The following is a 26237-nucleotide window of genomic DNA, read 5'->3' on the forward strand; positions in this document are numbered from 1 at the left end:
TTGCCCGGCCCGATTGCTTCAACACCGCACCCGTTCGAGACCATGCATGGAGCGCAGCGTCAAGCGCCGTGACCCGGGCCCTCCCGCTACCCGACAACACGCCAGGTCACCCTCCACCCGGACCGGTCCAGTTGACGGATGGTGTCCAGCGGCGCGGGTGGGGGATAAGGTAGGAGAAGATTGGGGTCGGGAAGACGCTTACCTCATGTGACTCCTGGGGATGGTCATGCGGTCCAGATACGAATCAGGGCAGGTGGCCGTGGAGACCGCCATCGTTCTTCCCCTGTTCATCTTCCTGCTGCTGGGCATCCTTCAACTGGGCCTGATGCACCAGGCGCGCCTGCTGACGAAGTACGCGGCCTACAAGGCCGTGCGGGCCGGCTCCCTGCACAACGGCAACGTGGAGATGATGGAGCGCGCGGCGCTCGCCGTGCTGCTGCCCATGATCAGCCAGGCCGGCAGCGGTGGCGCGGAGAAGATCACCCCCGTCAACGGCGCCTCGGAGTTCAACCAGAAGTGGAACGCCGTCTCCAAGAACAAGATGCCGGAGGTGAACCTCAAGTACGCGGAGGTGCAGATCTGCGGCCCCTCCAAGAACCTGATCACCTCCGACACCCACGACAACAGGGAGGCGGACTTTGATGACGCGAGGATCGCCTCCGGCAACGGTTCGGGGGGCGGTCAGGGCGACTGGGGAAAGAGCCTCCGCACCAAGCTGAGCATCCAGGTGACGTTCAACTACCGGCTGCCCATCCCCTTCGCGGACGTCGTCATCTACAACATCGCGCGGGGGCAGAGGACGCTCCCCTGGGTGCTGCGTCTGGGCAAGGAGGAGGACCAGACCAAGCTGTCATACGTCAAGTACAAGATCGATCAGAACGACGCGGCCGCCGCTCAGAAGATCTACATCCTGCCCATCCGCGCCACGTACATCATGCGGATGCAGTCCAATCTGTACCTGTCGAACTCGAACCTGCCGGATTCGTATCTCACGAACAAGTGCACGTTCACGTTCGACTCCCTGGGGTGACCGAATGAAGACCCGTCATGCTCGTGGAAGACGGAGCCGGGGCCAGTCGCTGGTGCTCGCCTGTCTGTCGTTCCTGCTGCTCGCGCTGATGACGACGCTCAGCTTCAACCTGAGCCACGCCCTGCGGGAGAAGATGAGCCTGCAGCAGCACAGCGACACGATGGCGTACTCCATGGCGGTGCTGGAGGCGCGCTCGCTCAACTATTACGCCGTCACCAACCGGGCCATCGCAGCCTCCTACGCGGCCATGACCAGCGTGCACGGCTACATGGTGGCTGCCAGCGTCACCGGCGACATGATGACCGCTGGCGCCTGGAACTTCGGCATCATCGCCGTCGAGGAGCTGGCGCAGTGCTACCCCAACCTGTCGCACTGTGCTCACGCCATCGAGGCGGGCATCATCGCGGGCAAGTACAGCCAGAAGGCGAACACCTACAACAACAAGGTGAAGAACCTGGAGTCGGCGTTCAACAAGGTCATCAAAAACCTCAATGACATGACGGACTCCCTGCACTCCTCCCAGGCCACCGTGCACATGGCGACGCGCAACGCCCTGCGCGGCTCCGGCCTGGACGACCTGACGGATTACAACGCGCCCGGAGCCAGCAACGTGAGCGCCGGGGTGGGGGGGCTCAACATCAAGGAGTTCGACTGCGTGGTGGACGGGATGGACTGCCAGAAGGCGCCCAGCACGGACGTGAAGGCGCGCGCCCGCTCCATGACCGAGGTCTCCAACGCGACGCGCCCGAGCTGGGCGGCGGACCGGAGCATCCCGGTGCTGATGAACGGCATCCCCACCTACCTCAACAACACCTTCCAGAAGTCCCTGCTCAAGGACATCCCCAGCCGGGGCACGCACATGGGCCTCGGCCATTCCGGCACGGCGAAGGTCGTCGAGTCCATGAGCGGCATCCATGGCAACGGCCAGTACGGCGGCAACACCGGCAAGATGGTGGGCGCCGACGAGCACGGCACGCTGATGCAGCAGTGGCGCGACGGCTTCTCCGCCTTCCCCTACAAGGCCACCCTCAGCAGCGCGCAGAGCGGCAGCGAGCACAAGCCGGGCGGGGCGCACAGCGGGCAGCACACCGAATTTTCGGGCATCAACACCAAGCAGCTGTCCTCGTGCGCCAACTCGGGGAACTGCTTCATGAAGTTCCGCGGCATCGCCGACCCGGATGAGGACTGGGGCCAGCCGCACGTCTACAGCTACGTCACCAAGCAGTTCTTCGTCGGTGGCGGGACCAAGGCGCCCTGGGAGCTCAACAGCTCCGGCACGATGCGCTTCTCCCACGGGGCGCAGGGCGAGGGCGACCTCCGGCTGGCGCCCGGAGAGGGCGCCGCCCTGTCCAAGGCGCTGGTCTACTACCACCGGCTGGGCAAGGACGGCTGGAAGGAGGCGCCCAGCCTCTTCAATCCCTACTGGCGCGCCAAGCTCCATCCGTTCAAGGCCCCGGAGGCGGCCCGGGTGCTCGGCGCCGCGGGCAACTCGGAAGCCGGGCAGATCGCGACGGGCGCGGAGGACCTGACCCTATGAGCATCCGACTTCGCAGGGGCCACCGCGGCGCCGCCTCCGTGGAGATGGCGCTGTCGATGATCGTCCTCATCCCCATCTTCCTCTACGCCATCTTCCTGGACGACCTGCTGCGCTACTCACTGGACGCCCAGGAGGCGGCGCTGTCCACCGTCTGGGACTACACCACGCAGGACTACAGCAAGGACCTGCCGCAGAACAGGTCAGGCAGTGCCGGCACGGAGATCCAGTACTTCTCCCGCCTGACCTTCTGCGACCACGAGTCCGGCATCGACCGCACGGACCGGCAGGGCGGGGACGGCTCGTACCTGGACTGCAGTGATCCGGACCACCACAAGGCGGTGGTGGCCCACGTCTGCTGGATGAACAGCAACGCCAAGCAGGTGACGTGCGAAGCGCCCGACAGGGGCGCGGGCAGCTCGGTGGAGCCCCGCCACCGCATGTACCAGAACGAGTACACCAAGGGCGGCCTGGTGAAGTGCTCGGCCCGCGCGGTGGTGGAGAACTACATGCTGCCGGAGACGTTCCTGCCCCAGTTCGGCAAGGAGCCGAAGCTGGTGAAGAAGAACTGGAAGGGAGAGGGCGACGTCCACAGCAACGCCGAGGCCGGCGTGGGCGGCGAGGATGGCAACGCCTACTTCCTCAAGGAGCAGAAGCTGGCGATCATCACCGACACCTGGGCCATCACGGAGAACGCGGACCGGGAGCCGGGGGACAAGGGCGGCGGCGAGATGTATTCCCGCGTCGACTTCGTCTACAGCCGCAGCCCGAAGTACGCGACCATGGCGCAGGCCTACGCGACCTTCAGCCAGAAGATCACCCAGGACCTGCTCTCGCCGCTGGCCCTGGTGATGGGCGACAGCCCGCTCAAGCCGAACCTGGCCGTGAAGCCCCACGACGGCCGCACGCCCACGCCCTCCATCAGCATGGCCCAGGAGGGCCGTGGTGGAGGCAAGGCCAACTACTTCACCACCGAGTGGAAGGACTGGGACAGCAACAAGAGCGAGGCCATCTACAAGCACGGGCAGCGCGGCGAGTGGTACATGGGCTGTAAGGACGCGGAGAAGTGCTGAAGGAGCTGGCCCATCACCCCGCCTTCCGCGCGGGGGTCCTGCTGTTCTCCGTCGCCGTGGTGGGCGTGCTGCTGGGCGTGGCCTGGGAGGACGCCACCTACGGCAAGGTGGAGTCCGAACTGGAGCGCATGGAGGACCAGGCCGAAACGATGGAGGCGAAGCAGGAGGGCGTGCAGCGCTCGAAGCGGGAAGAGGCCATCCTGGCGCGCTCGCTGACGTACTTCCCTCCCTACCCGAACGCGGGGCGTCCGGCGGCGCTGGCGGCGGACTACCTGGGGCCGGACGTGCCCATCGCCGTCGCCTTCTTCACCACGAAGGACTCGTCGGATCAGGTCCTCCAGCACTACCGCAAGGTCATCCTGGAGCAGGGCCTGCCCGTCATCGGGGTGCGCTTCAGCGAGAACGCGGGCTACGTGGGGTACTGGGAGCCGGAGGCGGAGGAGATCCGCCTCGTCTCCACGCTCCAGCAGGGCGGCGAGACGATGGCCTTCGTCTCCGCCGGGCAGATGGGCAACATGCTCCAGCGCAGCGCCGCGAAGATTCCGGATTGGGTCCCGGTGCCGCCGAACCTGCGGGAGGCCTCCACGCTGACGTTGAACATGGAGGGCCTCCAGAACACCGCGGTGAGGGGCCGGGTCGGGGCGCAAAGCGTGGAGGAGGCGGAGCTGGCCTACCGCGGCACGCTGCGTCTCATGGGCTGGAAGGCGGAGCCTGGCAGCTCTCCAGGCTTCCAGCAGCGCGAGTTCGTGGTGAGCAACACGGGCATGCGCGGGCAGGTCATCCTGAAGCAGGCGACGGGCAGCGACGAGGTGGAGTTCCACCTGTCGCTGATGCAGAAATCGGAGGCCTTGCCATGAGCACCGCGCGAAAGGGACGCGAGGACATGAAGACGCAATGGGGTTGGGGACTGGCCGTGGGCGCGGTGCTGTTCGTCGCCCCCTCGGCCTGGGCCAAGGACTGCGCCCAGGTGTGCATGGACGACCTGGCGCGCAACAAGCAGCTCTGCAAGGAGCGCTCGAAGAAGCAGGTCGAGTGCGTGCAGATGTTCACGAAGGTCAAGGACATGTGCCTGAAGGAGTGCAAGAACCCCTCGAAGGACGACTCGCCTCCTCCGGAGGAGGGGGAATGAAGGCGCCCCGGGTCCTGTCGCGGCTCCAGCGCGGCCAGGCCATGGCCGAGTATGGCGTCATCACGGCGGCGTTCTTCGGCTTCACCGTGATGAGCTGGCCGTTCCTCGTCCAGCTGATCCGCGCCCTCAACACCTACTTCCAGTCCATCTACTACGTCATCCAGTCGCCCATCCCCTGACGTGGGGACGGGCGGCCGGAGCGGGTGAGGCGGCTCAGGGCTTCACGGTGGTGACGAACACCGCCTTGCCGCCCTCCACCTTCATCACCACGGCCTGCTTCACCGCGTCCCGGTTGGCGTCCAGGTTGATGGTGCCCGCCACGCCCGGGAAGTCCTTCGTGGCCGCGATGGCGTCGCGCAGCGCGGGGCCGGACGTATCCGGCGCGCGCCTCATCGCGTCCACCAGCAGGCGCCCGGCGTCGTACGCCAGCACCGCCACGCTGTCCGGCACGCTGCCGTAGGCGGACTTGTACTTCGCGAGGAAGTTCTGCACGACGGGGTCCGGGTTGTCCGGCGAGTAGTGGTTGGAGAAGTAGCTGCCCTCCAGCGCGGAGCCGCCCAACTCGTACAGCTTGTCGGAGTCCCAGCCGTCACCGCCCAACAGCGGCACGCGCAGGCCCACCTCGCGCGCCTGCCGCGCGATGATGCCCACATCCGTGTAGTAGCCCGGGACGAACACCGCCTCCGGCTTCATGTTCTTGATGGACGTGAGCTGCGCGCGGAAGTCCGTGTCGCCCTTGGAGTAGCTCTCGTTGCCGGCGATGGTGCCGCCGAACTCCTTGAACTTCTGGTTGAAGACGTCCGCCAGCCCCACGGAGAAGGCGCTCTTGTTGTCCGTGAGCACCGCCACCCTGGACACCTTCAGGTTCTCCCGCGCGAACTTCGCCATCACCAGGCCCTGGAACGGGTCGATGAAGCAGACGCGGAAGATGTAGTCGCCCTTCTTCGTCACCTCCGGGCTGGTGGAGGTGGGCGTGATCATGGGCACCTTCGCCGCCTGCGCCTTGTCCGCCATGGCCATGGACACGGACGACGCGGCCTCGCCGAGCAGCGCCACCACCTTGTCCTGGGCGATGAGCCGCGTGGCGGCCTGGGCGCCTTCCTCCGGCCGGCCCTGGCTGTCGTAGACGCGCACCACCAGCTTCTGGCCGCGCACGCCGCCCGCGGCGTTGGCCTCCTGCAGCGCCAGGTCGATGCCGTTGCGCGCGGAGATGCCGAAGGTGGCCTCGGAGCCGGTGAGGCTGCCCACCTCGCCAATGAGGATGCTGCCCTCCGGCGGAGGCCCCGGAGGCGCGGCGGTGGCGCCGCCCTCTTGCGTGGCGGGCGCGGGCGCGGGGGCCGGGGCGGACTTCTTCTCACAGCCCGCCAGGGCCATGGCCAGCGCGGTGAGCAGGAGGGGGAGGGAACGGCGCATCGGTGAGGCTCCTCGGAGGGCAGGCGGGTACGGAAAGAGGACCGCTCCACCCTAGCTTGCCCGGCGGAGTGCGGCGAACCCGCACCCGACGTAACGGGCGGGGGAGCGCTTTGGATTTGAATGTGGACTGAAGAGGTCCACATTACATAAGAGGCCGTCGCGGGCATCGGGCCCGTGACAGCCACAGGAGACACCCCTTCATGCTCCGGATGAGCAAGATGACCGACTACGGCATCGTGCTGATGGCCGAGCTGGCGCGCGCGGACGGGGAGACCCGCACCACGCGAGAGCTGGCGGCGCGCACGCGTGTCCCGCTTCCGTCCGCGAGCAAGGTCCTGAAGGGCCTGCTGCAGGCGGGGCTGGTGGTCTCGCACCGCGGGGCGAGCGGCGGCTACGGCCTGTCCCGCCAAGCGGAGGCCATCTCGCTGGCGGAGCTGGTGACGGCGCTGGAGGGGCCGGTGTCCCTCACGGAGTGCGGCCAGCACCAGGGCTCGCCCGCGGGCCCCTGTGAGTTGGAATCCGTGTGCCAGGTGCGCAGCCACTGGCGCCTCATCAATCAAGCCATCCAGGAAGCGCTGGGGAAGCTGACGCTCGCGGACCTGCGCGCGCCCGCGCCCCGCATGCCGGAGCGGCTGGTGGGCCTGGGCCTGCCGGCGTCCGTCGGCGCTCCTTCTTCCGCTACGGGAGTCCGTTCATGAGCAGCACCGAAACCATCCAGGAGCTCACCCGCAGGGGCTACCAGGCGGGCTTCGTCACCCAGGTGGAGGCGGACACGCTGCCGCCCGGGCTGGACGAGGACGTCATCCGCGTCCTGTCCGCGAAGAAGCACGAGCCGGCCTTCATGCTGGAGTGGCGCCTGAAGGCGTACCGCCACTGGCTCACCCTGAAGGAGCCCTCGTGGCAGGCGGTGAAGTACAACCCCATCGACTACCAGGCCATCCGCTACTACTCGGCGCCCAAGCAGAAGCCGAAGAAGGACAGCCTGGCGGAGGTGGATCCCGAAATCCTCCGCACCTACGAGAAGCTGGGCATCCCGCTGGAGGAGCAGAAGCGCCTTCAGAACGTGGCGGTGGACGCGGTGTTCGACTCCGTGTCGGTGGCCACCACGTTCCGGGAGAAGCTCTACAAGGCGGGCGTCATCTTCTGCTCGTTCTCCGAGGCGGTGCGCGAGCACCCGGAGCTGGTGGAGCGCTACCTGGGCACGGTGGTGCCCTTCTCCGACAACTTCTTCGCGGCGCTCAACTCCGCGGTCTTCAGCGACGGCTCGTTCTGCTACGTGCCCAAGGGCGTGAAGTGCCCCATGGAGCTGTCCACGTACTTCCGCATCAACGCGGCGGACACGGGCCAGTTCGAGCGCACGCTGCTCGTCGCGGACGAGGGCGCCTCCGTGAGCTACCTGGAGGGCTGCACCGCGCCCATGCGCGACACCAACCAGCTGCACGCGGCGGTGGTGGAGCTGGTGGCGCTGGACGGCGCGTCCATCAAGTACAGCACGGTGCAGAACTGGTACCCGGGTGACGCGGAAGGCCGGGGCGGCATCTACAACTTCGTCACCAAGCGCGGCATCGCGCACAAGGGCTCCAAGATTTCGTGGACCCAGGTGGAGACGGGCTCGGCGATTACCTGGAAGTACCCCAGCGTCATCCTCAAGGGGGATGACTCGGTGGGCGAGTTCTACTCGGTGGCGCTCACCAACCACCGGCAGCAGGCGGACACGGGCACGAAGATGGTGCACATCGGGAAGAACACCCGGTCCACCATCGTGTCCAAGGGCATCTCCGCGGGCCGCGGGCAGAACACGTACCGGGGCCAGGTGAAGATGCTCAAGAGCGCCGCGAACGCACGCAACTACACGCAGTGCGATTCGCTGCTCCTGGGCGACGAGTGCGGCGCCCACACGCTGCCGTACATCGAGGTGAAGAACGCGACCGCGCAGGTGGAGCACGAAGCGTCCACGTCGAAGATTGGCGAGGACCAGCTCTTCTACTGCCGGCAACGCGGCATCTCCCAGGAGGACGCGGTGTCAATGATTGTCAACGGCTTCTGCCGGCAGGTCTTCAAGGAGCTGCCCATGGAGTTCGCCGTGGAGGCGCAGAAGCTGCTGGGCGTGAGCCTGGAAGGGAGCGTGGGGTGATGGCGTCGTTGTTGAGCATCCAGGACCTGCATGCCCGCGTGGCCGGCAAGGACATCCTCAAGGGCATCAACCTGGAGGTGGGCGCCGGCGAGGTGCACGCCATCATGGGGCCCAACGGCTCCGGCAAGAGCACGCTCGCGGGCGTGCTGGCCGGGCGTGAGACGTATGAAGTGACGAAGGGCTCTGTCACCTTCGACGGCAAGGACCTGCTGGGCACGCCGCCGGAGGAGCGCGCGAAGGCGGGCGTGTTCCTGGGCTTCCAGTATCCGGTGGAGATTCCGGGCGTGGGCAACCTGCACTTCCTGCGCACGGCGCTCAACGCGCAGCGCCGCGCGAAGGGCGAGGAGGAGCTGGACGCGATGGACTTCCTCTCCCTGGCCAAGGAGAAGGCGAAGCTCGTGCAACTGGACGCGGCCTTCATGAACCGCTCCGTGAACGAGGGCTTCTCCGGCGGAGAGAAGAAGCGCAACGAGATCTTCCAGATGGCGGTGCTCCAGCCCCGGCTGGCGCTGCTGGATGAGACGGACTCGGGCCTGGACATCGACGCGTTGCGCATCGTGGCGGGCGGGGTGAACGCGCTGCGCTCGAAGGACCGGGCGATGGTCGTCATCACGCACTACCAGCGGCTCCTGGACTACATCGTGCCGGACCACGTGCACGTGATGTCCGCGGGCCGCATCGTGCGCTCGGGCGGGCGCGAGCTGGCGCTGGAGCTGGAGGAGAAGGGCTACGGCTGGATTGGTGGGGAGGGGGCCGGCAAGGCGAAGGAGGCCCGGCCGTGAGCCTCTCGCACTACGTGGACGTGGCCCGGGCCTTCCAGGCGCGGGCGGATGTCCCCGCGTGGCTCCAGGCGCTGCGCGAGGAGGGCCTGAGCCGGTTCCAGGCGCGCGGCCTGCCCACGTCCAAGGACGAGGAGTGGAAGTACACGCCCGTCTCCACGCTGTCGTCGCATCCGTTCCAGCCCATGCGGGACGTGTCCGCGGGCGAGGACGTGGCGCGGGCGGTGGAGCGGCTGGCGCTGCCCGGCCCCCGGCTCGTGTTCGTGGACGGGCGGTTCGTGCCGGCGCTGTCGGTGCTCGCGGGCCTGCCGCGCGGCGTGGTGCTCAAGCCGCTGTCGCAGGCGCTGCGCGAGGACGGGGCGCTGCTCCAGGAGACGCTGGGCCGGACCTCACGGCCTTCGGCGCATGCCTTCACGTCGCTCAACGCGGCCCTGCTGGAAGAGGGCGCCCTGCTCACGCTCGCGCCCCGGGCGCTGAGCGAGGTGCCGGTGCAGCTGCTGTTCCTCGCGCGTGGCGGCGACGGGCCGGTGCTGGCCAGCCCGCGCGTCGTCGTGGTGGCGGGCGAGGGCAGCGAGGCGACGCTGGTGGAGACGTACGCGGGCCTGGGCACGGGCGCGACGTTCACCAACGCGGTGACGGAGGTGTCGCTGGGGGACAACGCCAGCCTGCGCCACTTCAAGCTCCAGGCGGAGGGCGACGCCGCGCTGCACCTGGGCGGGCTGTATTCGCGGCAGGGGCGCGACAGCCGCTTCCAGTCGCATGCGTTCTCCTTTGGCGGGCTGCTTTCGCGCAATGAAGTGCACGCGGCCTTCGCGGGCGAGGGCGGCGAGTGCGTGCTCAACGGCCTGTTCGTGGGCCGGGGCACGCAGCACCTGGACAACCGCACGGACCTGGACCACGCGGTGCCGCATTGCTCCAGCCGCGAGCTCTACAAGGGCGTGCTGGACGACCGCGCGCGCGGCACGTTCCACGGGAAGATCCGCGTGCGCGAGGACGCGCAGAAGACGGACGCCAGCCAGCAGAGCCGCAACCTGCTGCTCTCCGAGGGCGCGCAGGTGGATGCCCGGCCGCAGCTGGAGATTCTCGCGGACGACGTGAAGTGCGCCCACGGCACGGCGGTGGGCCGGTTGGATGACAACGCGCTGTTCTACCTGCGCTCGCGCGGCATCCCGAAGGGGGCGGCGGAGCGCATGCTGACGCAGGCCTTCGCGAGCGAGCTGGTGCGCGCGGTGCCGGAGGGGCCGGTGCGCGCGCGGGTGGAGCAGTTGCTCGCGGAAAAGCTGCCGGGTTCGGCGGAGGTGATGGGATGAGCGGGCCTGGATTCGATCTCGCGCGGGTGCGCGCGGACTTCCCCATCCTCCGGCAGGAGGTGCGGGGCCGGCCGCTGGTGTACCTGGACAGCGCCGCCACGGGGCAGAAGCCGCAGGCGGTGCTGGACGCCATCACGCGCTACTACACGCACGACAACGCGAACGTGCACCGCGGCGTGCACATCCTCTCCGAGCGCGCCACGCAGGCCTTCGAGGACGCTCGCGAGACGGTGCGCCGCTTCATCCACGCGAAGGACGTGCGCGAGGTCATCTTCGTGCGCGGCACCACGGAGGCCATCAACCTGGTGGCCGCCACCTACGGCCGCAAGCACGTGGGCCCGGGCGACGAGGTGCTCATCTCCGCCATGGAGCACCACTCCAACATCGTGCCCTGGCAGATGGTGTGCGACGCGGCGGGCGCGAAGCTGCGCGTGATTCCGGTGGATGAGAGCGGCGAGCTGCGCATGGACGCCGTGGACGCGCTGCTCACGGAGAAGACGCGCCTGTTGGCCATCACCCACGTGTCCAACGCGCTGGGCTCGGTGAACCCCATCAAGGAGCTGGTGGCGAAGGCGCACGCGAAGAACATCCCGGTGCTGGTGGACGGGGCGCAGTCGGTGACGCACTTCCCGGTGGACGTGCAGGACCTGGACTGTGACTTCTTCGCGTTCAGCGGGCACAAGCTCTTCGGGCCTACGGGCATTGGCGTGCTGTACGGCAAGCTGGCCATGCTGGAGTCGCTGCCGCCGTACCAGGGCGGCGGGGACATGATCCTCTCCGTGACGATGGAGAAGACCGTCTACAACCGGGTGCCGCACCGCTTCGAGGCGGGCACTCCGGACATGGCGGGCGCGGTGGGCCTGGCCGCGGCCATCCGCTACCTGGAGTCCGTGGGCATGCAGAACGTGTCCCAGCATGACCAGTGGCTGCTCGCGTACGCGACGCAGGCGCTCCAGTCGGTGCCGGGGCTGAAGCTCATTGGCACGGCGCCGCACAAGACGGGCGTGCTGTCCTTCACGCTGGAGGACGTCCACCCGCACGACGTGGGCACCATCCTGGACCAGGAGGGCATCTGCATCCGCACCGGGCACCACTGCGCCCAGCCGCTGATGCAGCGCTTCGGGGTGGCGGCCACCGCGCGCGCGTCGCTGGCGCTCTACAACACCCCGGAGGACGTGGACGCGCTGGTGAAGGGCCTGAACAAGGTGAGGGAGGTGTTCGCGTGAGCTCGGACCTCAAGGACCTGTATCAGGAGGTGGTGCTGGAGCACTCCAAGCGCCCGCGCAACTTCCGGGTGGTGGAGGGCGCCACCTGCGCGGCGGAGGGCTACAACCCGCTGTGCGGCGACCAGCTCTCCGTGACGCTCAAGCTGGAGGACGGCGTCATCCGCGACATCGGCTTCCAGGGCCAGGGGTGCGCCATCTCCAAGGCGTCCGCGTCGCTGATGACGGGCGCGGTGAAGGACAAGACCCGGGAAGAGGCGCAGGCCCTCTTCGAGCGCGTGCACGCGCTGGTGACCGAAGGGCCGGACAACGTGGACGTGGAGTCGCTGGGCAAGCTCGCGGTGCTGTCGGGCGTGAGCGAGTTCCCGGCCCGGGTGAAGTGCGCGAGCCTGGCGTGGCACACGCTGAACGCGGCGCTGGACGGCCGCACCACGTCGGTGTCGACGGAGTAGGGAGGCGACATGCGAGGCGCGATGACGGTCATCGAGCGCGACGTGGACGCGATGCTCATCCCCAGCGGGGACAAGGTGTTGCTGCCGGCGGGCTCGGAGTTGACGGTGGTGCAGACGCTGGGCGGCAACGTCACGGTGCAGGATCCGTACGGCCAGCTCTTCCGCATCGACGAGAAGAACGCGGACGTGCTGGGCGAGGAGTACGCCGCCAAGGCGAAGACTCCCGATGAGAGCGTCACACCCGGTGAGTTCCACGAGGAGCAGGTCTGGGAGCAGCTCCGCACGGTCTACGACCCGGAGATCCCGGTGAACATCGTGGAGCTGGGGCTCGTGTACACGTGCAAGGCGACGCCGCTGGACGAGGGCGGGCAGCGCGTGGACATCGAGATGACGCTGACCGCGCCCGGCTGCGGCATGGGGCAGGTGCTGGTGGAGGACGTGCGCTCCAAGGTGTCCGCGCTGCCCGGCGTGAAGGAGGCCCACGTGGAGCTGGTGTGGGAACCGCAGTGGGACCAGAGCCGCATGTCGGACGTGGCGCGGCTCCAGTTGGGTTGGATGTGACGTCTCCGGGCTGCTTCGGGCCCTGAGGCGTCAGGCCAGGGCCTTGCGCCCCCGTGCGACCAGGCCCAGCGTGGCCGCGGCGGCGAGCCCGCCCGCGAGCCATCGGGGCCAGCGCGGCGCGGCTTCCGTGGGAGCGCGGCGGGCGATGGCGGGGGACATGCGCTCCGCGAAGAGCTCCACCATCGCGTGCTCGAAGGCGAGCAGGTCGTGCGGCCCCCGGCTGGACACCCAGTTGCCGTCGCGCACCACGGGCTCGTCCGTCCAGTGCGCGCCCGCGTTCTCCAGGTCGTTGCGGATGCCCGGCCAGGACGTCAGGTGCCGGCCCTCCAGCAGGCCCGCCGACGCGAGCAGCCACGGCCCGTGACAGATGACCGCGATGGGCTGGTCCAACAGGTCCGCGTCCTTCACGAAGTCCAGCGCCAGGGCGCTCTGCCGGAGGAAGTCGGGGTTCATGAAGCCGCCGGGCAGGAGCAGCGCGTCGAAGTCCGCGGCCTTCACGTCGCGCAGCGTGGCGTCCACGCGCACCTTGCGGCCGGGCACCAGCAGGTTCATGCCCCGGATGCGGCCCTTGTGGAGGGAGACGATGGTGACGTACGCCCCCTCGCGCTCCAGGCGCTTCACGGGCCGCGTCAGCTCCACCTGCTCGAAGCCATCCGCCGCCAGCACCGCCACCCGCATCCCCTTCAGCCTCTTCATCGCCACGTCCTCCCCGTGTCCATGGATGTCCCCACGACCCGAAAAGAGACGGTGGACATGCCCCGCCGGGAGAGGAAGCGGGGGGCAGGCGGGCAGGCGGGCGCTCGGGGGGGCGCCGGGATGAGGTCCTCCGCTGGAGTGGTGCGGCGCGGCATGCGGCGGCGCTGGACGCCTCCGGAGAACGGCTCTACGACACAGGCCCTTTTCTGGAGGCGCACGGCATGTCCCCCTCGTTCTCTCCCCGGATGCACCGCGGCCTGCTCGCGAGCACCGCGCTGCTGCTGGTCCCCCTGGGCTGCGCCACGTCATCGCAGGCGGGCGCCGCGCGTGACGAGGCGGCCCTGCGCACGGAGGCGCCGCCGCGCGTGAAGCCGAGGTGGGGGCTGGTCATCCACGGGGGCGCGGGCGTCATCTCGCGTGAGAACCTGTCGCCCGAGCGCGAGGCCGCGATGCGCGCCGCGCTCACGGAGGCACTCCAGGCAGGGCACGCGGTGCTGGCGAAGGGGGGCCGCAGCCTGGACGCGGTGACGGCGGCCATCCGCGTGATGGAGGACTCGCCGTACTTCAACGCCGGCAAGGGCGCGGTGTTCAACCACGACGGCGTGAACGAACTGGACGCGGCGGTGATGGACGGCAAGACGCGCATGGCCGGCGCGGTGGCCGGCGTCCACCACATCCAGAATCCCATCGACCTGGCGCGGCTGGTGATGGAGAAGTCGCCGCACGTGATGATGGTGGGCGACGGCGCGGAGGCCTTCGCGCGGTCGCAGGGCATGCCCCTGGTGGACGCGAAGTACTTCTACACGGAGGAGCGCTGGCAGGGCCTCCAGCGCGCGCTGGAGCAGGAGCGGGCGAAGGAGGCACCGCCCGCGCAGCCGCAGCCGCAGCCAGGCTCGTCGCTGACGCCGGGCGTGGATCCCATCACCGGGGACCACAAGTTCGGCACGGTGGGCGCGGTGGCGTTGGACCAGGAGGGCAACCTCGCGGCGGGCACGTCCACGGGCGGCATGACCAACAAGCGCTTCGGCCGCGTGGGGGACTCGCCCATCATCGGCGCGGGCACCTACGCGGATGAGCGCTGCGCCGTGTCCGCCACGGGCCACGGCGAGTTCTTCATCCGCTACACGGTGGCGCGCGACATCTGCGCCCGCGTCGAGTACCAGGACCTCCCGCTGCCTGAGGCCGCCAACTCCGTCGTCAACGACGTGCTGGTGAAGGCTGGCGGCGAGGGCGGCGTCATCGCCATGGACCGCCAGGGCCACGTGGCCATGCCCTTCAACTCCAGCGGCATGTACCGCGGCTACATCGGCGAGGACGGCACGCCCACCGTCGCCATCTTCAAGCCCTAGGCAGGCGGCCGAGCCCGGCGCGCGGGCCCCGCTGTCCCATGCCGAGAGAGAGCCATGGCCTCGCGCGCGTCCACGTGGCGAAGCTCGTGCTCAAGGACATGGTGGCGCGCAACGTGGGCCGCGGCCGCCACGGTGCTGCCGGCCCCGGTCTCCGCCGGGCAGCACCGCAAGCTGTCCGAGCCCGGCTCCGCGCACCACTGACGGGCGCGCGGAAGCGGTGCGCGGGCTACTGCTTCACGAGGAACAGCTCGCGCACCTGGAGCAGGTCCACGTCACCGGCGAAGGCGGAGAACTTCTCGTACTCCGCCGGGGAGATGCGGGCGCGCGGCAGGTTGAAGGTCTCCGCGATGGAGAGCGTGCGCCCCTCCTGCTTCTCGGAGCGGGTGTAGTGGCCGAACTCGCTGTCCACCTTCAGGCCCGCCTGCGGGTCGCTGAGCTTCCAGCCCTGGGGCAGGGTGACGGTGACGTTGGTGCGGCTGGCCTCCGTGTCGTCGATGAAGAGCGGCGTGGTGCGGGTGGACAGCTGCACGTAGCGCCGGCCCAGCAGCGCGGGGAAGGTGAGGGGACCCAGCGCCATGCGGCTGTCGCCCTCCATGCGCCCGAAGCGGGGCACAGTGAACGCGTAGCGCAGCACGAAGGGCGCGCCCACCTGCTCCTGGCGCTCCAGCTTCACGGACGACAGCTCCGCGCCGCCGAAGTAGCGCGCCACCGCGCCCTGGAGCGCCTGGTTGCGGCTCTCTGCGGAGAGCTGCTCGAAGGCCTCGGCGATCTGCGCGGCCTCGAAGCCGGAGTAGGTCTCCTCGCCCTGGCCCTTGAGGCTGCCGTCGGCGCCCAGCTCCAGGTTGAGCTTCACGTCCTTGCCCGCGCGCGGCTTGAGCGGCGGTGTCTTCACCTTCTGCAGGGGCTTTCCGGGCTCCGGCAGCAGGTAAGCTTCACGCTCGCCCATGGCGGTCTCCGGCAGCTCGCCGAAGGGGCCGAAGCGCACGGACGTGTCCAGCCACACCGGCTGCTCCCCCGGCACCTCCACGCGCAGCGCCGCGTAGGGCAGCAGCGCGTCCGCCGGGAAGAGGTAGGGCGCGGGGTCGGTGTTGAAGGTGCGGATCGCCGCGAGGCGCGACGGGATGCCCAGCGCCTCCAGGCCCGCCTTCATCACCGTGAGCCGGCTGCCGCGGTCCTGCGCCACGGTGGACGCCGCGGACTGCGCGAGGCTCGCGTCGCGGCCGGAGAAGCGCTTCATCACCGCGGCGTGCAGCGCCTTCACCGCCTCCAGGCCCTTCTTGCCCTCCGTGGCCTGGCGCGCGAAGGCCTCCACCTCCGAGGTGCGCAGCCACCGGTCCTGGAACGCGTCGCCGTACACGCGCGCCAGCCCGTCGTTGCCCGTCTCGCCCGCGCCCACCATCACGAAGGGCAGGTACTCGTTGCCGGAGGGCGGCGCGTCCGGCTCCGGGATGAACGGCGGCACGCGGCGCGCGTCGTAGTGGAACACCTCCACGTCGCCCTTCACCTCGGGCGGCGGCGCCTTCATGCCGTGCGCGTCCACCTTCATGCCGCTGCCCTTGGGCGCGACCACGGTGTACGTGCTCCACGCGTTGGGCTGGTTGGCGATTTGAAAGTAGAACGCGGACGCGGTGAAGCCCGGCTGCGCGGGGCCGCGGTCGCTCTCCGCCAGCAGGTACTCCACCTCCACGGAGTCACCCACCTGCACGCCGGGCAGGCTCATGGTGTCCTTGCCCTCGATGTTCTCCGGCTCCAGCACGCGGCCGTCGGCCTTGAGCGTGCGCAGCGCCAGCACCTGGGCGCCGCGGGGGATGTTCACCTCCGCGATGTCCTGCACGCCCGACTGCTCCAGCGCCTTCTGGATGGTGTGGATGCGGTTGACGAGCGAGCCGTCCGGGTTGACCTGCACCGCCGCCGCGTCCAGCACGTACGCCGCCGAGCTGCCGCCGGTGACGGGCGCCGCCTCGTAGGCCTTCAGCGCCTCCTTGCCGTCGATGGCGTACGCCGCCAGCAGCTCCTTGCCCGTCTTCGCGCGCTCCACCGCGCGGCGCAGCGACAGGTCCGTGCCGTCCAGCTTGAGCGCCTGCTCGCGCACCTTCAGCGCCTCCGCGTGCTGGCCCGCGTACTCGCGCACGTCCGCCAGCCGCTTGAGGACCTCCGCGTTGCGCGGCCACACGGTGGACTGCCCCTGGAGCACCTTCGCCGCGTCGTCGTAGCGGCGCAGGCTCACGTAGACGCTGGAGAGCGCCGCGGCGGTGGTGAGGTTGTCCGGGTCCCGAGACAGGAGCTGCGCGTAGCCCTGCGCCGCGCCCTCCAGGTCGCCGCGCGTGCGCAGGTGGTCCACCCGCCGCGCCTCCGCGCTGGGGCAGCCCTCCTGCGCCTTCACCAGCTCGTCGGAGCGGGCCACCGCGTCGCGCCGGCGCGCCAGCGAGTACTGCATCCCCAGCGCCTCGCACAGGCCCGGCTGGGCCTCCAGCGCCGAGGCCAGGGAGACCTCCGCCTGCGCGTCCACGTCCAGCGCCAGCGCGGCGCGGGCCATCAGGAGGTGCACCGGGAAGCCCGCGGGCTTCACCGCGTCGCGCGCCGTCTTGAGCGTGTCCAGCGCGGAGGTCGGCTGGCCGTCATCCAGGAAGAGGTCCGCGCGCAGGAGCAGCGCCGCCACGTTGCCCGGGTCCTTCGCCAGCGCCGCCTCCAGGTCGCGCGTGGCCCGGCCGCGGGCCACCTTGGACGGGATGCGGCGGTCCTGCGCGGCCTGCTCCGCGCGCAGGGTGAGCAGCGCGGGCGTCGTCGCCTCCAGCCTCGCCATCAGCCGCTGGGTGCCGTCCAGGTCGCGCGCCAGGCCGTCGCGCACCGCGAGGAAGGTGCTCAGCGTCTCACCGGCCTCGCCCTGGAGCGCCTGGGCCAGGTCCTCCGCGCCCGGGTACATGTCCGGGGCCTCCACCTGGCCCGGGGCGCTCGCGTTCCAGCGCGGCGCGGGCCCGGTGGCGGCGGTGAGGCGCACCCCGGAGGGGCTCCCGTCCGCCTTCACCAGCGCGAAGGACAGGCCGCCCTGGGTGTTGTCGCGGGACATCTTCACCACGAAGCGGTGCTTGCCCGCGGGCAGCTCCAGCGCGCGCACGGTCACCGTGGACGCGGTGTGCGCCCAGTCGCGGCGCTCCAGCACGGGCGCGCCGTCCATCATCACGCGGTGCGACGTCTGGCTCACCGTGCGCAGCACGTACACGCCGTCCTGCGCCACCTCCGCGTCGATGCCCAGCGCGTACATGTCCCCGTGGCCGGGCTCGCCGCCCAGGGCCAGCCGTCCGTCCGGCGAGCGCAGCGTGCGCACCGTCAGCGGGCCATACGCGCCCGTGAAGGGGCCCGCGAAGGAGCCGTCCTTCTCCGGCGCGATGGGCTCGTCGATGGCCAGCACGTGGAAGGGGGAGAAGGGGCCCACCAGCGTGGCCTCGCTCGCGCCGCCCAGGTCCTGGAGCGTCCGGGCCTGCGCGGCCGAGTCCGCGCGCAGGCTCGCCACGGACAGGCGCGCGGCGCGCAGCAGGTAGGCCGTCTCACCCCGGGCGCCCGCGGCGAGCGCGGCGTCCACGCCCTGGAGGATGCGGTCGTCCTCCGCGCGGGACGTGCCCACGCGGTCCAGCACGTAGCGCGCGGCGATGACGGCCACCGGGTGGCGGGGGCTGCGCCTCACCAGCTCCAGCGACGCGATGAGGGCGCGATCGGACTGGCCGTTGCGCCGGGCCAGCAGCGCCTGCCCCTCCAGGGCGTACGGGTCGCCGGGGTCCTTCTTCACGGCGGCGTCGAAGCGCTCCTGCGCGAGCTTCACGTCGCCCGCGACGAGGTATGCGTGGAAGCCCGCGAACGCGAGCGTGCGCGCCTCCGCGTCACCCTGGCCGGCCCGCTCGGCGGCGGACTCGAGCACGTGGGGGGCGACGACGGAGGAGGGCCGGGGGCAGCCGGTGAGGCCGGCGACGAGTGCGAGCGCGGTCAGGCCGCGGCGGAAGGTGCGCATAGGGGTGTCGAGGGATAATGCAATCCCCCCGGAGAGGCCATATTCCCCTTGAGGTGCTTGGTCCCGGGCCGCCCCTGGTTGTTTCCCTAGCGGCGCTTCGTGGCGGGCTTCGCGGGGGGCGCCTTGACCGGCGGGCGCTTGGGCGGGGGCTGCGGCGGGGCGGGCTTCTTGGGCGCCACCGCCTTCGCCGGCACCGTGTTGGCGGCCACCGTGCGCACCGGCTGCTGCGGCACCAGGACCACGGGCGAGGCCGGGGTCTCCACGGCCTGGGGCCAGTCCACCGCGTAGGTGAGCCCCTCCACCACGCAGGTGCCCTCGATGCAGCCGACGGCCGGCGCGGGGGGCTCGCCGAACTGGGCCTGCCAGTCCGGGCCCAGGTTCAGGGGCTCCGCGATGGGGCGCTGGTCCTTTCCGTGGCCCACGAAGGCCTGCAGCACGCCGTCCTCGGTGATGAACAGCTCCAGCCGCACCTCGCCCTCCGGGGACGCGAGGCCCAGCATGGCGCCGCTGCGCTCGCCCAGCGACCACTCCAGCGACAGCGGCACTCCCGCGCCGTGGTGCACGAGCGTCACGTAGCGGCCGTCGCGGCCCATCAGGCCCAGCGAGGCCACCGGCTCCGGCGGCGGGCCGTTCCAGAGCTCCTTCAGGCGGCGCTGCCACGTGGCCGGGGGCGCCTCGGCGCGCACCCGCGCGGTCAGCCGGGCCACGCCGCCCACCAGCCCCACCACGTCCACGCGCGCGCGGCCCACGCGGGGCTCGCCATCCTCCAGCGGCGGGAAGACGAGCGCCTTGTTGTCGAAGCTCAGCGTCCGGCCGGCCGCCACCACCTGCGGCGCGTCCGGCCCCTCGCCCATCGTCACGCGGCGCTTGTCCGGGGTGACATCCTCCACCCGGCCGGGGCCCTTGAGGGTCTTCACCGGCCCGAGCTCCCCCATGATGGCCCTGCCCGGCAGGGGCAGCGAGACGTGCACCTCTCCGCTGCGGTGCCACGCCACGCCCAGCACGCCCACGGCGGCCAGCACCGTCAGCCCGGCGGCCGTCTGCGCCGTCACGCGCACCGCGCGGCGCATCGCGGCCTTCGCCCGCTGCCAGCGCGTCAGCCGCAGGGGCGGCATGGACAGGAGGCTTCCGGGGACCAGCGGCTCCAGCTCCGCGATGAGCGCGGTGACGGACGGATAGCGCTCGTCCGGATCCGGCTTGAGGCACCGCATCACGATGGCGTCCACGCGCGGATCCAGCCCCGGGCGCTTGCGCGAGGGCGGATCGAAGGTGCCCAGCGGCACCTCGCCGGTGAAGGTCTCGTAGAGGATGACGCCCAGGGAGAAGATGTCCGCCCGCTCGTCCGCGCTCTTCGCGTCCACGCGCTGCTCGGGCGCCATGTACGAGATGGTGCCCATGGACACGTGCGTGGACGTGAGCGCGAAGCGCGACGCCGCGGACGCGTCATCCAGGAAGGACGCCAGCCCGAAGTCGGACACCTTCGCGATGCCGCCGGCCTGCTGATCCAGCAGGATGTTCTCCGGCTTCAGGTCGCGGTGGATGACGCCCCGGCCGTGCGCGTACTCGATGGCGCGGCAGATTTCGAGCATCCGGCGCAGCAGCACCGGCGTCTCCATGGACGGGCTGCGCATGAGCTCGCGCAGGGACGGCCCGTCCACGAACTCCATCACCAGGTAGTAGGTGGTGTCCGTCTTCCCCTTGTCGACGATGGCGACGACGTGGGGGTGGCTCAGCGTCGCCAGCGCCGCGGCTTCCTTCTGGAAGCGCGCGATGAACGACGGGTCCTTGGCCAGCTCCGGATTCAGCAGCTTCACCGCGACCGTACGGCCGAGCGACAGCTGGGTGGCCTTGTGGACCTCTCCCATGCCGCCAGCGCCGACGAGCTTCTCCAGGCGGTAGCCGCTGACGAGATCAGGAGGCCGGGAACGACTGATGGCGGTGGGCTCGAACGAGGACATGGGCGGGGAACAGGGCGGCGAGGCTAGCAGAAACGGGGCGCCGCGTTAGCGCTCCCCAACTGCCCCTCCGGCCCCCTCCCGCTCGCCGGGTGGGCGGGCGTCCATGACCCGGGTGGAGCCCCCAGGAGGCTCCCACAGGGAGGCTCCGGTGTCGGCTCAGGTGTCCCCGGCGACGGGGCGCAGCACGCTGGTGAGGTTGGTGCGCACCTGCGACAGCGAGGAGCGCATGCTCGCGTGCCGCACGGACGCGCCCACGGCCCGCGCCAGCGACTTGAGCAGCGAGATCTCCTCCGGGCGCCAGATGCGCGCCTGGCGGCAATCCTCGAACGCCACGAACCCCCACCACTGCTTGGCCGGGACGATGGGGCACAGCAGCACGGACTGCACGCCCTGGCGCTCCAGGAGCTCGCGCATCATCGGCGGCGCGTCCTTGGCGAGGCAGGAGACCGTCATCTGCGCCTCCAGCATGTCCGTCCACGCCATGGCGTAGTCGCGCAGGGGCAGCGAGCGCAGCACCGGGTGCGCCAGCGGGGACACCACGCCCGGCTCCGCCCAGGCGTAGCGCAGGTCCGTGAGGAACCGGCCCGCCAGGTTCGTGGTGCGGTTCTCGAAGAGGCACGCACGGTCCACCTTCAGCGGGCGGGCCACCATGCCCAGCGCATCCGAACCCGTGGCCGGGCACAGGCCCTTGTCCAGGAGCAACCGCGACGCTTCGGACACCTTCGTGAACGCTTCCACCATGACCGTCTCGCTTGAAGGGGGGGAGGGGGGCACCCCTTCCTGTCGTGGATGAGCTGTCATCCACACATGTCCTGTTATGCGCGATTCCTTTGTTCCTGTCAAATGGTGGTTTTACTGAAAACCCAAGAAGAAGTGAGCTGGGGTGGAGCCGGACTTCGCGAAACGCGAACAGGAGCGCCCTCGTGAAGAGAGCGCCCCTGTCGGGCACGGCGTGTGGTGCATCCCCTGGAGGCGGGTGAACGGGCTACTGCGCGTTCTTCGGGGCGGGAGCGGGCTTCTTCAGGGGCTTCTGCTGGGTGCCGGCGCCCTCCTTGTTCTTCAGCACGGCCTCCGCGCGGCCGGAAGCCTTGAGCTCCGGCTCCGCATCGGTCTTGGCCTCGTGCTTCGAAGGCGCGTTGGGGTCGGCCTGGATGTCGCCGGTGGGGGTCTCGAGGGTGCCGGTCGCGGGGGTCTTGACCGGGGGCTTCGTCTCGGTGGGCGGCTTGGGCGGGGCGGCGACGGCGGCGGAGGCGGCGAACAAGGCGGCGACGAGGAAGGTCTTCATGGTGATGGGCTCGGATTCACATGACGGCGGCCGGTGCGGGAGTGCGCCAGGCATCATCGTCATCGCGCCTCTAGATGGAGCCTGGGGTTTGTTTATTCACCCGTTGTCCTGTCACGTCAGCGATTTCCGCTCCGACTGCGCGCCAGAGACGACAACAGGGGCGCCCTCGCGAAGAGAGCGCCCCTGCCGGGCACCACGTCCTGTTCCGTCCCCTGGAGACGGCAGGGCGCGAGCGAAGAGAGGGATCAGCCCTCGGACTTCGTCTCGGTGGTGGTCTTCTTCTCGGTCTTGGTCTTGGTGCCCTTCTTGCCGGCCTTGGTCTCGTGCTTGGTCTCGGTCTTGGACTCGGCCTTCATCTCACCCTGCGCCTCGGGGGCGGGGGCGGCGGCCTCGGTCTTCGCCTCGGCGGCGGGAGCCGGCTGCGCGGGGGCGGCGGCGGGGGCCGGGGTGTTGGCAAACGCGGCGGAAGCGGCGAACAGGGCGGCGACGAAGACGGTCTTCATGGATGACTCCGGGCACGACACGCCGACGCGGAATTGCATCGGCTGTTGCCAGGGCCATGAGCACCCGCCGTGCCAGCGCGGGTTTTGAGCAACTTCGCGGGGTTCTCCGGGTGGGAGTGGATCCGCCATGGGGAGAATCTCCTCAGTTGCAATTGAAACAATGGGTGCAAGCTCCCCAGGCAGGCGCACGTTGCTTTGACGGCAACGGCGCTCTTCTGCAAGCTGCGCCGCAACCTTCCGTTCCGAGCGCCACGCGCCGGGGCATGAAGGGGAGCACGGAGCCCGGATGTCCTCGTCGTGCATGTCGCGCGACCAGGCGTCGGGAGAGATGGCGTATGCGGCACCTGTTGGTGGCATGGAGTGTGGCGTGGCTGGGAGTGGGATGCGCCGCGACCATTCCCCCCGAGCGCCTCCAGGCCCAGGTGACGGAGACGGAGCGCTGGCAGCGCGAGTACCAGGCCGAGCGTGAGCGCACGGAGGCGCTGGCGGCGAAGCTGGCGGCCCTGGAGTCCGCGCTGGAGGAGCTGGCGCAGGAGCGCGCGGAGGCGGAGCAGGGGCGGGTGGAGGCGGAGCAGGCGCGCGCGACCGCGCTGGAGGAGCTGGCGCGGCTGGAGGCGGAGCGCCACACGCTGGAGGAGCACAACGCGCAACTGCTGGCGCGGCAGCGTGAGCTGGCGGCGCTGCACGAGGAGCTGTCGGACGTGTGGTACGAGTCCGCGCTGGAGCGCGCGCGGCGGCGCACCCAGCCGCCCCTTCCGGGCGCCCCTCCCACCGAGGCGACCAGGCCGGTGCCGTGAGTTTCGCGGGGGCGTCCGCGCGGCGGCGCTCCCTGGTTCTTCTTCTGTTGTCGACCCAAGGAGCGTGCCCGTGGCGATGAACTCGCGGACCCCCATCCGTGGATACCGCGCGGGTTTCTTCTTCGTGGTGATGCTGCTGTCGGGCGTGACCGGCTTCATGCTCTGGACGGAGGTGCGCACCGGGCATCAGGTGGACGCGCTGGTGCTGGAGGCCCTGGAGCGCGCGAGCCTCATCGGCCGCATCCGCGTGGACGTGATGTCGCTGGAGTCCGCCATCGAGGCGCACGTGCGCGCCAGCGGCGACGCCGAGCGCAAGGAAGCCGACGCGGTGATGGAGGACATCCTCAACAGCATCCGCCAGTCCTCGGAGGCGTACATGCGCCACCTGCCGCCCGGGGAGAAGGAGGTCTGGCTGCGCTTCAACGACGCGTGCCAGGGATTGGCGGATCAGGTGCGCGCGGCGGCGGTGTTCTCACGCCAGCGCGACGCGGAGCGCGCCCGGCGCCACCTGGTGGAGAGCATCCGTCCCCTGGCGGCGGAGGTGGACCAGCTGGCGGGACAGCTGGCCACGGAGAACGCGGCCGACGCGCGCGTGCTGGTGGGGCGGCTGGGCACGCTGCGGGTGCGCAACACCGCCCTGGGCGCGGCCACCACGCTGCTGGCCATCCTGCTGTCCATGCTGGTGGGCTGGCACATCATCTCCCTGCTCAAGCGCCAGGACGCCACCATCCAGGGGCAGCTGGAGGAGCTGGGGCGGCACAACCAGGAGCTGGATGCGTTCACCCGGCGCGTGGCGCACGACCTGATGGGGCCGCTGTCGCCGCTCAAGGGCTACCTGACGCTCATCCGGCGCTCCGGCGCGGTGAAGGACCCGGGCGCGCTGGAGATGATTTCACAGTGCGAATCCAGCGCGGTGCGCATGGGGGAGCTCATCGAGGCGCTGCTGCGCTTCTGCCGCGCGGGCACGCGGGGCGACGGGACGATGGGGGAGCTGGACACGGCGGTGAGCACGCTCTTGTTGGAGGTGAGCCAGACGGCGACGGCGCTGGGCGTGTCGCTGGAGCGCGAGCTGGAGCCGGGCGTGCTGGTGGACTGTCCGGCGCAGCTGCTCCAGGTGGTGGCGCGCAACCTGTTGTCCAACGCGGTGAAGTACACGGCGGGGCGGCCGGATCCGCGCGTGAAGGTGCGGGTGGCGACGGAGGGGGCGGACGCGGTGGTGGAGGTGACGGACAACGGGATGGGGATGAGCGCGGCGACGCAGGCGTCCTTGTTCCAGCCGTTCTTCCGGGCCGCGGAGGCGCGGGGCATCCCGGGGCACGGCCTGGGCCTGGCGACCACCCGGCGCGTGGTGGAGGCGCACGGCGGCACGCTCACGGTGCACTCGGAGGAGGGGAAGGGCACGCGGATCCGCGTGCGGTTCGCGCGAGCGGCGCGCACTCCGGCGCCGCTTGTGGTGGAGTCGGGAGCGCAGCGTGACGCTTCCTCCATCCGCAAGGCCTCATGAGCACAGCCCGAATCCTCGTCGTCGATGATGATCCGCATGCGCGGGACCTGCTCCAGCGCCTGCTGGGCGTGCTGGGGCCGGTGACGCAGGCGCCGGACCCCAAGGGCGCGGCGGAGCGGATGAGCGAGCAGTCCTTCGACCTGGTGCTCACGGACATGGCCATGCCCGACCCGGGCGACGGCCTGAAGGTGCTCCAGCTCGTGAAGTCGAACCTGCCGGACACGCCGGTGATTGTCGTGACGGCGTTCGGCAACATCGAGGGCGCGCTGGACAGCATCCAGCAGGGCGCCTTCGACTACCTGTCCAAGCCGTTCGACGTGGACGCCATCATGCGGGTGGCGAAGCGCGCACTGGAGCAGAAGCGGCTGGTGGAGGAGAACCGCACGCTGCGCAAGCAGGTGGAGCGCACGTCGCTGGTGGGCCGCAGCCAGGCGCTGCTGGAGGTCTACAAGCAGGTCGCCCGCGCGGCGACGAGCAACGTGCCCGTGCTCATCACGGGAGAGACGGGCACGGGCAAGGAGATGGTGGCGCGGGCGCTGCACAAGCGCTCGGCGCGGTCCTCGGGGCCGTTCATCCCGGTGGACTGCGGCGCCATCACCGAGTCGCTGATGGAGAGCGAGCTCTTCGGCCACGCGAAGGGCAGCTTCACGGGAGCGTCCGGCGCGCGGCGGGGCCTGTTCGAGGAGGCCAGCGGCGGCACGCTGTTCCTGGACGAGATTGGCGACGTGGGGATGAAGGTCCAGTCGCAGCTCTTGCGCGTGCTCCAGGAGGGGGAGATCCGCCGCGTGGGCGAGAGCGTCCCGGTGAAGGTGGACGTGCGGGTGCTGGCGGCGACGAACAAGGACTTGAAGGCGAGGGTGGCGGAGGGGCTGTTCCGCGAGGACCTGTTGTACCGGCTGGACGTGGTGCACCTGCACCTGCCGCCCCTGCGTGAGCGGCGCGAGGACATCCCGGCGCTGGTCGAGCACTTCGCGGCGTTGCATGCGCGGGGCGGGGTGCGGCCCGTGGTGACGGCGGACGCGATGGCGCGGCTCACGGTGTACGACTGGCCGGGCAACGTGCGGCAGTTGGAGAACGTGATGGCGCGGGCGCTCGCGCTGAACGTGACGGGCGTGTTGGGGCCGCCGGACTTCCCGGAGCCCATCGGTGACGCGCCCAAGCGGCTGATTGGTCTCGCGGGGGATTTGCCCAGCCTCGCGGAGCTGTCGAGGCGCTACGCGGCGCACGTGCTCCAGCACGTGGGGGGCAACAAGAGCGAAGCCGCGCGCCTGTTGGGCGTGGACCGCAAGACGCTCTACAAGCTCCTGGAGGCGCAGGAGTCGCCCGAAGGGATGCCGCCCGCGGAGGGGCGGAGCTGAGCCGCGGGGGCACTTTCCGCCGTTCGTGGCAATCACCGCTCAGGACGCAAGCCCTGCCCACCCACGCGCTTGCGAGCGCAGGTGATCGCACCTGGGCCGACGTTGAGGATGTCGGCGGGGACCCGTAGCGTTCCGGCTCGTATGCG

General features: G+C 70.3%; 24 protein-coding genes. 17 read left to right on the plus strand and 7 right to left on the minus strand.

The window, feature by feature from the left end; all coding sequences use genetic code 11:
* Positions 1-226 precede the first annotated feature (226 nt).
* Genes KYK13_RS05360 through KYK13_RS05385 form a run of 6 tightly spaced genes read left to right on the plus strand, consistent with a single transcriptional unit; the run spans position 227 to position 4945 of the window.
* Positions 227-1030, plus strand: coding sequence for a TadE/TadG family type IV pilus assembly protein (locus KYK13_RS05360; protein ID WP_223642473.1), 804 nt, complete (start codon positions 227-229; stop codon positions 1028-1030).
* A gap of 4 nt (positions 1031-1034) precedes the next feature.
* Positions 1035-2567, plus strand: coding sequence for a hypothetical protein (locus KYK13_RS05365; protein ID WP_223642475.1), 1533 nt, complete (start codon positions 1035-1037; stop codon positions 2565-2567).
* Entirely contained in the window at positions 2564-3637 is a 1074-nt protein-coding gene (locus KYK13_RS05370; protein ID WP_223642477.1) for a TadE/TadG family type IV pilus assembly protein, read from the plus strand. Before KYK13_RS05365 ends, KYK13_RS05370 begins: the two co-directional genes overlap by 4 nt.
* Complete coding sequence (locus KYK13_RS05375) at positions 3631-4494, plus strand: hypothetical protein (RefSeq protein ID WP_223642479.1); 864 nt, start codon at positions 3631-3633, stop codon at positions 4492-4494. Before KYK13_RS05370 ends, KYK13_RS05375 begins: the two co-directional genes overlap by 7 nt.
* A complete protein-coding gene (locus tag KYK13_RS05380) occupies positions 4491-4766 on the plus strand; it encodes a hypothetical protein (RefSeq protein WP_223642481.1) in 276 nt (91 codons plus the stop codon). The genes KYK13_RS05375 and KYK13_RS05380 overlap by 4 nt, the downstream gene beginning before the upstream one ends.
* On the plus strand, positions 4763-4945 hold the full coding sequence (locus tag KYK13_RS05385; RefSeq protein WP_223642482.1) for a hypothetical protein: 183 nt from the start codon (positions 4763-4765) through the stop codon (positions 4943-4945). Before KYK13_RS05380 ends, KYK13_RS05385 begins: the two co-directional genes overlap by 4 nt.
* A gap of 34 nt (positions 4946-4979) precedes the next feature.
* On the opposite strand, the gene KYK13_RS05390 is transcribed toward KYK13_RS05385, so the two are convergent.
* Complete coding sequence (locus KYK13_RS05390) at positions 4980-6179, minus strand: ABC transporter substrate-binding protein (protein WP_223642484.1); 1200 nt, start codon at positions 6177-6179, stop codon at positions 4980-4982.
* 200 nt (positions 6180-6379) lie between these two features.
* Between KYK13_RS05390 and KYK13_RS05395 the strand changes: the two genes are divergently transcribed.
* Genes KYK13_RS05395 through sufT form a run of 7 tightly spaced genes read left to right on the plus strand, consistent with a single transcriptional unit; the run spans position 6380 to position 12638 of the window.
* Positions 6380-6877, plus strand: a complete 498-nt coding sequence (locus tag KYK13_RS05395; RefSeq protein ID WP_223642485.1) for an SUF system Fe-S cluster assembly regulator — start codon at positions 6380-6382, stop codon at positions 6875-6877.
* Positions 6874-8313 carry a Fe-S cluster assembly protein SufB gene (sufB, locus tag KYK13_RS05400; protein WP_223642486.1) on the plus strand — a complete coding sequence of 480 codons (1440 nt, stop codon included), beginning with the start codon at positions 6874-6876 and terminating at the stop codon, positions 8311-8313. Before KYK13_RS05395 ends, sufB begins: the two co-directional genes overlap by 4 nt.
* On the plus strand, positions 8313-9095 hold the full coding sequence (gene sufC / locus KYK13_RS05405) for a Fe-S cluster assembly ATPase SufC (RefSeq protein WP_223642487.1): 783 nt from the start codon (positions 8313-8315) through the stop codon (positions 9093-9095). Before sufB ends, sufC begins: the two co-directional genes overlap by 1 nt.
* Positions 9092-10402: a Fe-S cluster assembly protein SufD gene (sufD, locus tag KYK13_RS05410; protein WP_223642488.1), complete on the plus strand. Its 1311-nt coding sequence runs from the start codon at positions 9092-9094 to the stop codon at positions 10400-10402. Before sufC ends, sufD begins: the two co-directional genes overlap by 4 nt.
* Positions 10399-11628, plus strand: coding sequence for a cysteine desulfurase (locus KYK13_RS05415; protein ID WP_223642489.1), 1230 nt, complete (start codon positions 10399-10401; stop codon positions 11626-11628). The genes sufD and KYK13_RS05415 overlap by 4 nt, the downstream gene beginning before the upstream one ends.
* On the plus strand, positions 11625-12077 hold the full coding sequence (sufU, locus tag KYK13_RS05420; protein ID WP_223642490.1) for a Fe-S cluster assembly sulfur transfer protein SufU: 453 nt from the start codon (positions 11625-11627) through the stop codon (positions 12075-12077). The genes KYK13_RS05415 and sufU overlap by 4 nt, the downstream gene beginning before the upstream one ends.
* Positions 12078-12086: 9 nt before the next feature.
* Complete coding sequence (gene sufT, locus KYK13_RS05425; RefSeq protein WP_223642491.1) at positions 12087-12638, plus strand: putative Fe-S cluster assembly protein SufT; 552 nt, start codon at positions 12087-12089, stop codon at positions 12636-12638.
* 30 nt (positions 12639-12668) lie between these two features.
* Here sufT and KYK13_RS05430 read toward each other — a convergent pair whose 3' ends face one another.
* Positions 12669-13334: a type 1 glutamine amidotransferase domain-containing protein gene (locus KYK13_RS05430; protein WP_223642492.1), complete on the minus strand. Its 666-nt coding sequence runs from the start codon at positions 13332-13334 to the stop codon at positions 12669-12671.
* A 221-nt stretch (positions 13335-13555) separates the two neighbouring features.
* Here KYK13_RS05430 and KYK13_RS05435 point away from each other — a divergent pair, with 221 nt between their 5' ends.
* Positions 13556-14683, plus strand: a complete 1128-nt coding sequence (locus KYK13_RS05435) for an isoaspartyl peptidase/L-asparaginase family protein (protein ID WP_223642494.1) — start codon at positions 13556-13558, stop codon at positions 14681-14683.
* Positions 14684-14909: 226 nt separating this feature from the next.
* Here KYK13_RS05435 and KYK13_RS05440 read toward each other — a convergent pair whose 3' ends face one another.
* The 5 genes from KYK13_RS05440 to KYK13_RS05460 form a co-directional block, all read right to left on the minus strand.
* On the minus strand, positions 14910-18686 hold the full coding sequence (locus tag KYK13_RS05440; RefSeq protein ID WP_223642496.1) for a tetratricopeptide repeat protein: 3777 nt from the start codon (positions 18684-18686) through the stop codon (positions 14910-14912).
* A gap of 86 nt (positions 18687-18772) precedes the next feature.
* Positions 18773-20644: a serine/threonine-protein kinase gene (locus KYK13_RS05445; protein ID WP_223642497.1), complete on the minus strand. Its 1872-nt coding sequence runs from the start codon at positions 20642-20644 to the stop codon at positions 18773-18775.
* A gap of 156 nt (positions 20645-20800) precedes the next feature.
* Complete coding sequence (locus KYK13_RS05450; RefSeq protein WP_223642498.1) at positions 20801-21385, minus strand: GAF domain-containing protein; 585 nt, start codon at positions 21383-21385, stop codon at positions 20801-20803.
* 244 nt (positions 21386-21629) lie between these two features.
* Positions 21630-21929, minus strand: a complete 300-nt coding sequence (locus tag KYK13_RS05455) for a hypothetical protein (RefSeq protein ID WP_223642499.1) — start codon at positions 21927-21929, stop codon at positions 21630-21632.
* A gap of 245 nt (positions 21930-22174) precedes the next feature.
* Positions 22175-22432: a hypothetical protein gene (locus KYK13_RS05460; RefSeq protein WP_223646973.1), complete on the minus strand. Its 258-nt coding sequence runs from the start codon at positions 22430-22432 to the stop codon at positions 22175-22177.
* A gap of 362 nt (positions 22433-22794) precedes the next feature.
* Between KYK13_RS05460 and KYK13_RS05465 the strand changes: the two genes are divergently transcribed.
* The 3 genes from KYK13_RS05465 to KYK13_RS05475 all read left to right on the plus strand — a co-directional run bounded on the left by KYK13_RS05465 (position 22795) and on the right by KYK13_RS05475 (position 26091).
* On the plus strand, positions 22795-23229 hold the full coding sequence (locus KYK13_RS05465) for a hypothetical protein (RefSeq protein WP_223642500.1): 435 nt from the start codon (positions 22795-22797) through the stop codon (positions 23227-23229).
* A 76-nt stretch (positions 23230-23305) separates the two neighbouring features.
* Positions 23306-24733, plus strand: a complete 1428-nt coding sequence (locus KYK13_RS05470; protein ID WP_223642501.1) for an ATP-binding protein — start codon at positions 23306-23308, stop codon at positions 24731-24733.
* On the plus strand, positions 24730-26091 hold the full coding sequence (locus KYK13_RS05475) for a sigma-54 dependent transcriptional regulator (protein WP_223642502.1): 1362 nt from the start codon (positions 24730-24732) through the stop codon (positions 26089-26091). The genes KYK13_RS05470 and KYK13_RS05475 overlap by 4 nt, the downstream gene beginning before the upstream one ends.
* Positions 26092-26237 lie beyond the last annotated feature (146 nt).

Origin of the sequence: Corallococcus sp. EGB (assembly GCF_019968905.1) — a bacterium.
Classification (GTDB): domain Bacteria; phylum Myxococcota; class Myxococcia; order Myxococcales; family Myxococcaceae; genus Corallococcus.

Excerpts from the sequence above, each read along its gene's own strand:
- KYK13_RS05455 (WP_223642499.1), bottom strand. The coding sequence starts at position 21,929 with ATGAAGACCTTCCTCGTCGCCGCCTTGTTCGCCGCCTCCGCCGCCGTC.
- KYK13_RS05445 (WP_223642497.1), bottom strand. The coding sequence starts at position 20,644 with ATGTCCTCGTTCGAGCCCACCGCCATCAGTCGTTCCCGGCCTCCTGAT.
- KYK13_RS05385 (WP_223642482.1), top strand. The coding sequence starts at position 4,763 with ATGAAGGCGCCCCGGGTCCTGTCGCGGCTCCAGCGCGGCCAGGCCATG.
- KYK13_RS05415 (WP_223642489.1), top strand. The coding sequence starts at position 10,399 with ATGAGCGGGCCTGGATTCGATCTCGCGCGGGTGCGCGCGGACTTCCCC.
- KYK13_RS05440 (WP_223642496.1), bottom strand. The coding sequence starts at position 18,686 with ATGCGCACCTTCCGCCGCGGCCTGACCGCGCTCGCACTCGTCGCCGGC.
- sufB (WP_223642486.1), top strand. The coding sequence starts at position 6,874 with ATGAGCAGCACCGAAACCATCCAGGAGCTCACCCGCAGGGGCTACCAG.
- KYK13_RS05450 (WP_223642498.1), bottom strand. The coding sequence starts at position 21,385 with ATGGTGGAAGCGTTCACGAAGGTGTCCGAAGCGTCGCGGTTGCTCCTG.
- KYK13_RS05380 (WP_223642481.1), top strand. The coding sequence starts at position 4,491 with ATGAGCACCGCGCGAAAGGGACGCGAGGACATGAAGACGCAATGGGGT.
- KYK13_RS05365 (WP_223642475.1), top strand. The coding sequence starts at position 1,035 with ATGAAGACCCGTCATGCTCGTGGAAGACGGAGCCGGGGCCAGTCGCTG.
- sufC (WP_223642487.1), top strand. The coding sequence starts at position 8,313 with ATGGCGTCGTTGTTGAGCATCCAGGACCTGCATGCCCGCGTGGCCGGC.
- KYK13_RS05460 (WP_223646973.1), bottom strand. The coding sequence starts at position 22,432 with ATGAAGACCGTCTTCGTCGCCGCCCTGTTCGCCGCTTCCGCCGCGTTT.
- KYK13_RS05360 (WP_223642473.1), top strand. The coding sequence starts at position 227 with ATGCGGTCCAGATACGAATCAGGGCAGGTGGCCGTGGAGACCGCCATC.
- KYK13_RS05470 (WP_223642501.1), top strand. The coding sequence starts at position 23,306 with ATGAACTCGCGGACCCCCATCCGTGGATACCGCGCGGGTTTCTTCTTC.
- sufT (WP_223642491.1), top strand. The coding sequence starts at position 12,087 with ATGCGAGGCGCGATGACGGTCATCGAGCGCGACGTGGACGCGATGCTC.
- KYK13_RS05395 (WP_223642485.1), top strand. The coding sequence starts at position 6,380 with ATGCTCCGGATGAGCAAGATGACCGACTACGGCATCGTGCTGATGGCC.
- KYK13_RS05370 (WP_223642477.1), top strand. The coding sequence starts at position 2,564 with ATGAGCATCCGACTTCGCAGGGGCCACCGCGGCGCCGCCTCCGTGGAG.
- KYK13_RS05430 (WP_223642492.1), bottom strand. The coding sequence starts at position 13,334 with ATGAAGAGGCTGAAGGGGATGCGGGTGGCGGTGCTGGCGGCGGATGGC.
- KYK13_RS05475 (WP_223642502.1), top strand. The coding sequence starts at position 24,730 with ATGAGCACAGCCCGAATCCTCGTCGTCGATGATGATCCGCATGCGCGG.
- KYK13_RS05390 (WP_223642484.1), bottom strand. The coding sequence starts at position 6,179 with ATGCGCCGTTCCCTCCCCCTCCTGCTCACCGCGCTGGCCATGGCCCTG.
- KYK13_RS05435 (WP_223642494.1), top strand. The coding sequence starts at position 13,556 with ATGTCCCCCTCGTTCTCTCCCCGGATGCACCGCGGCCTGCTCGCGAGC.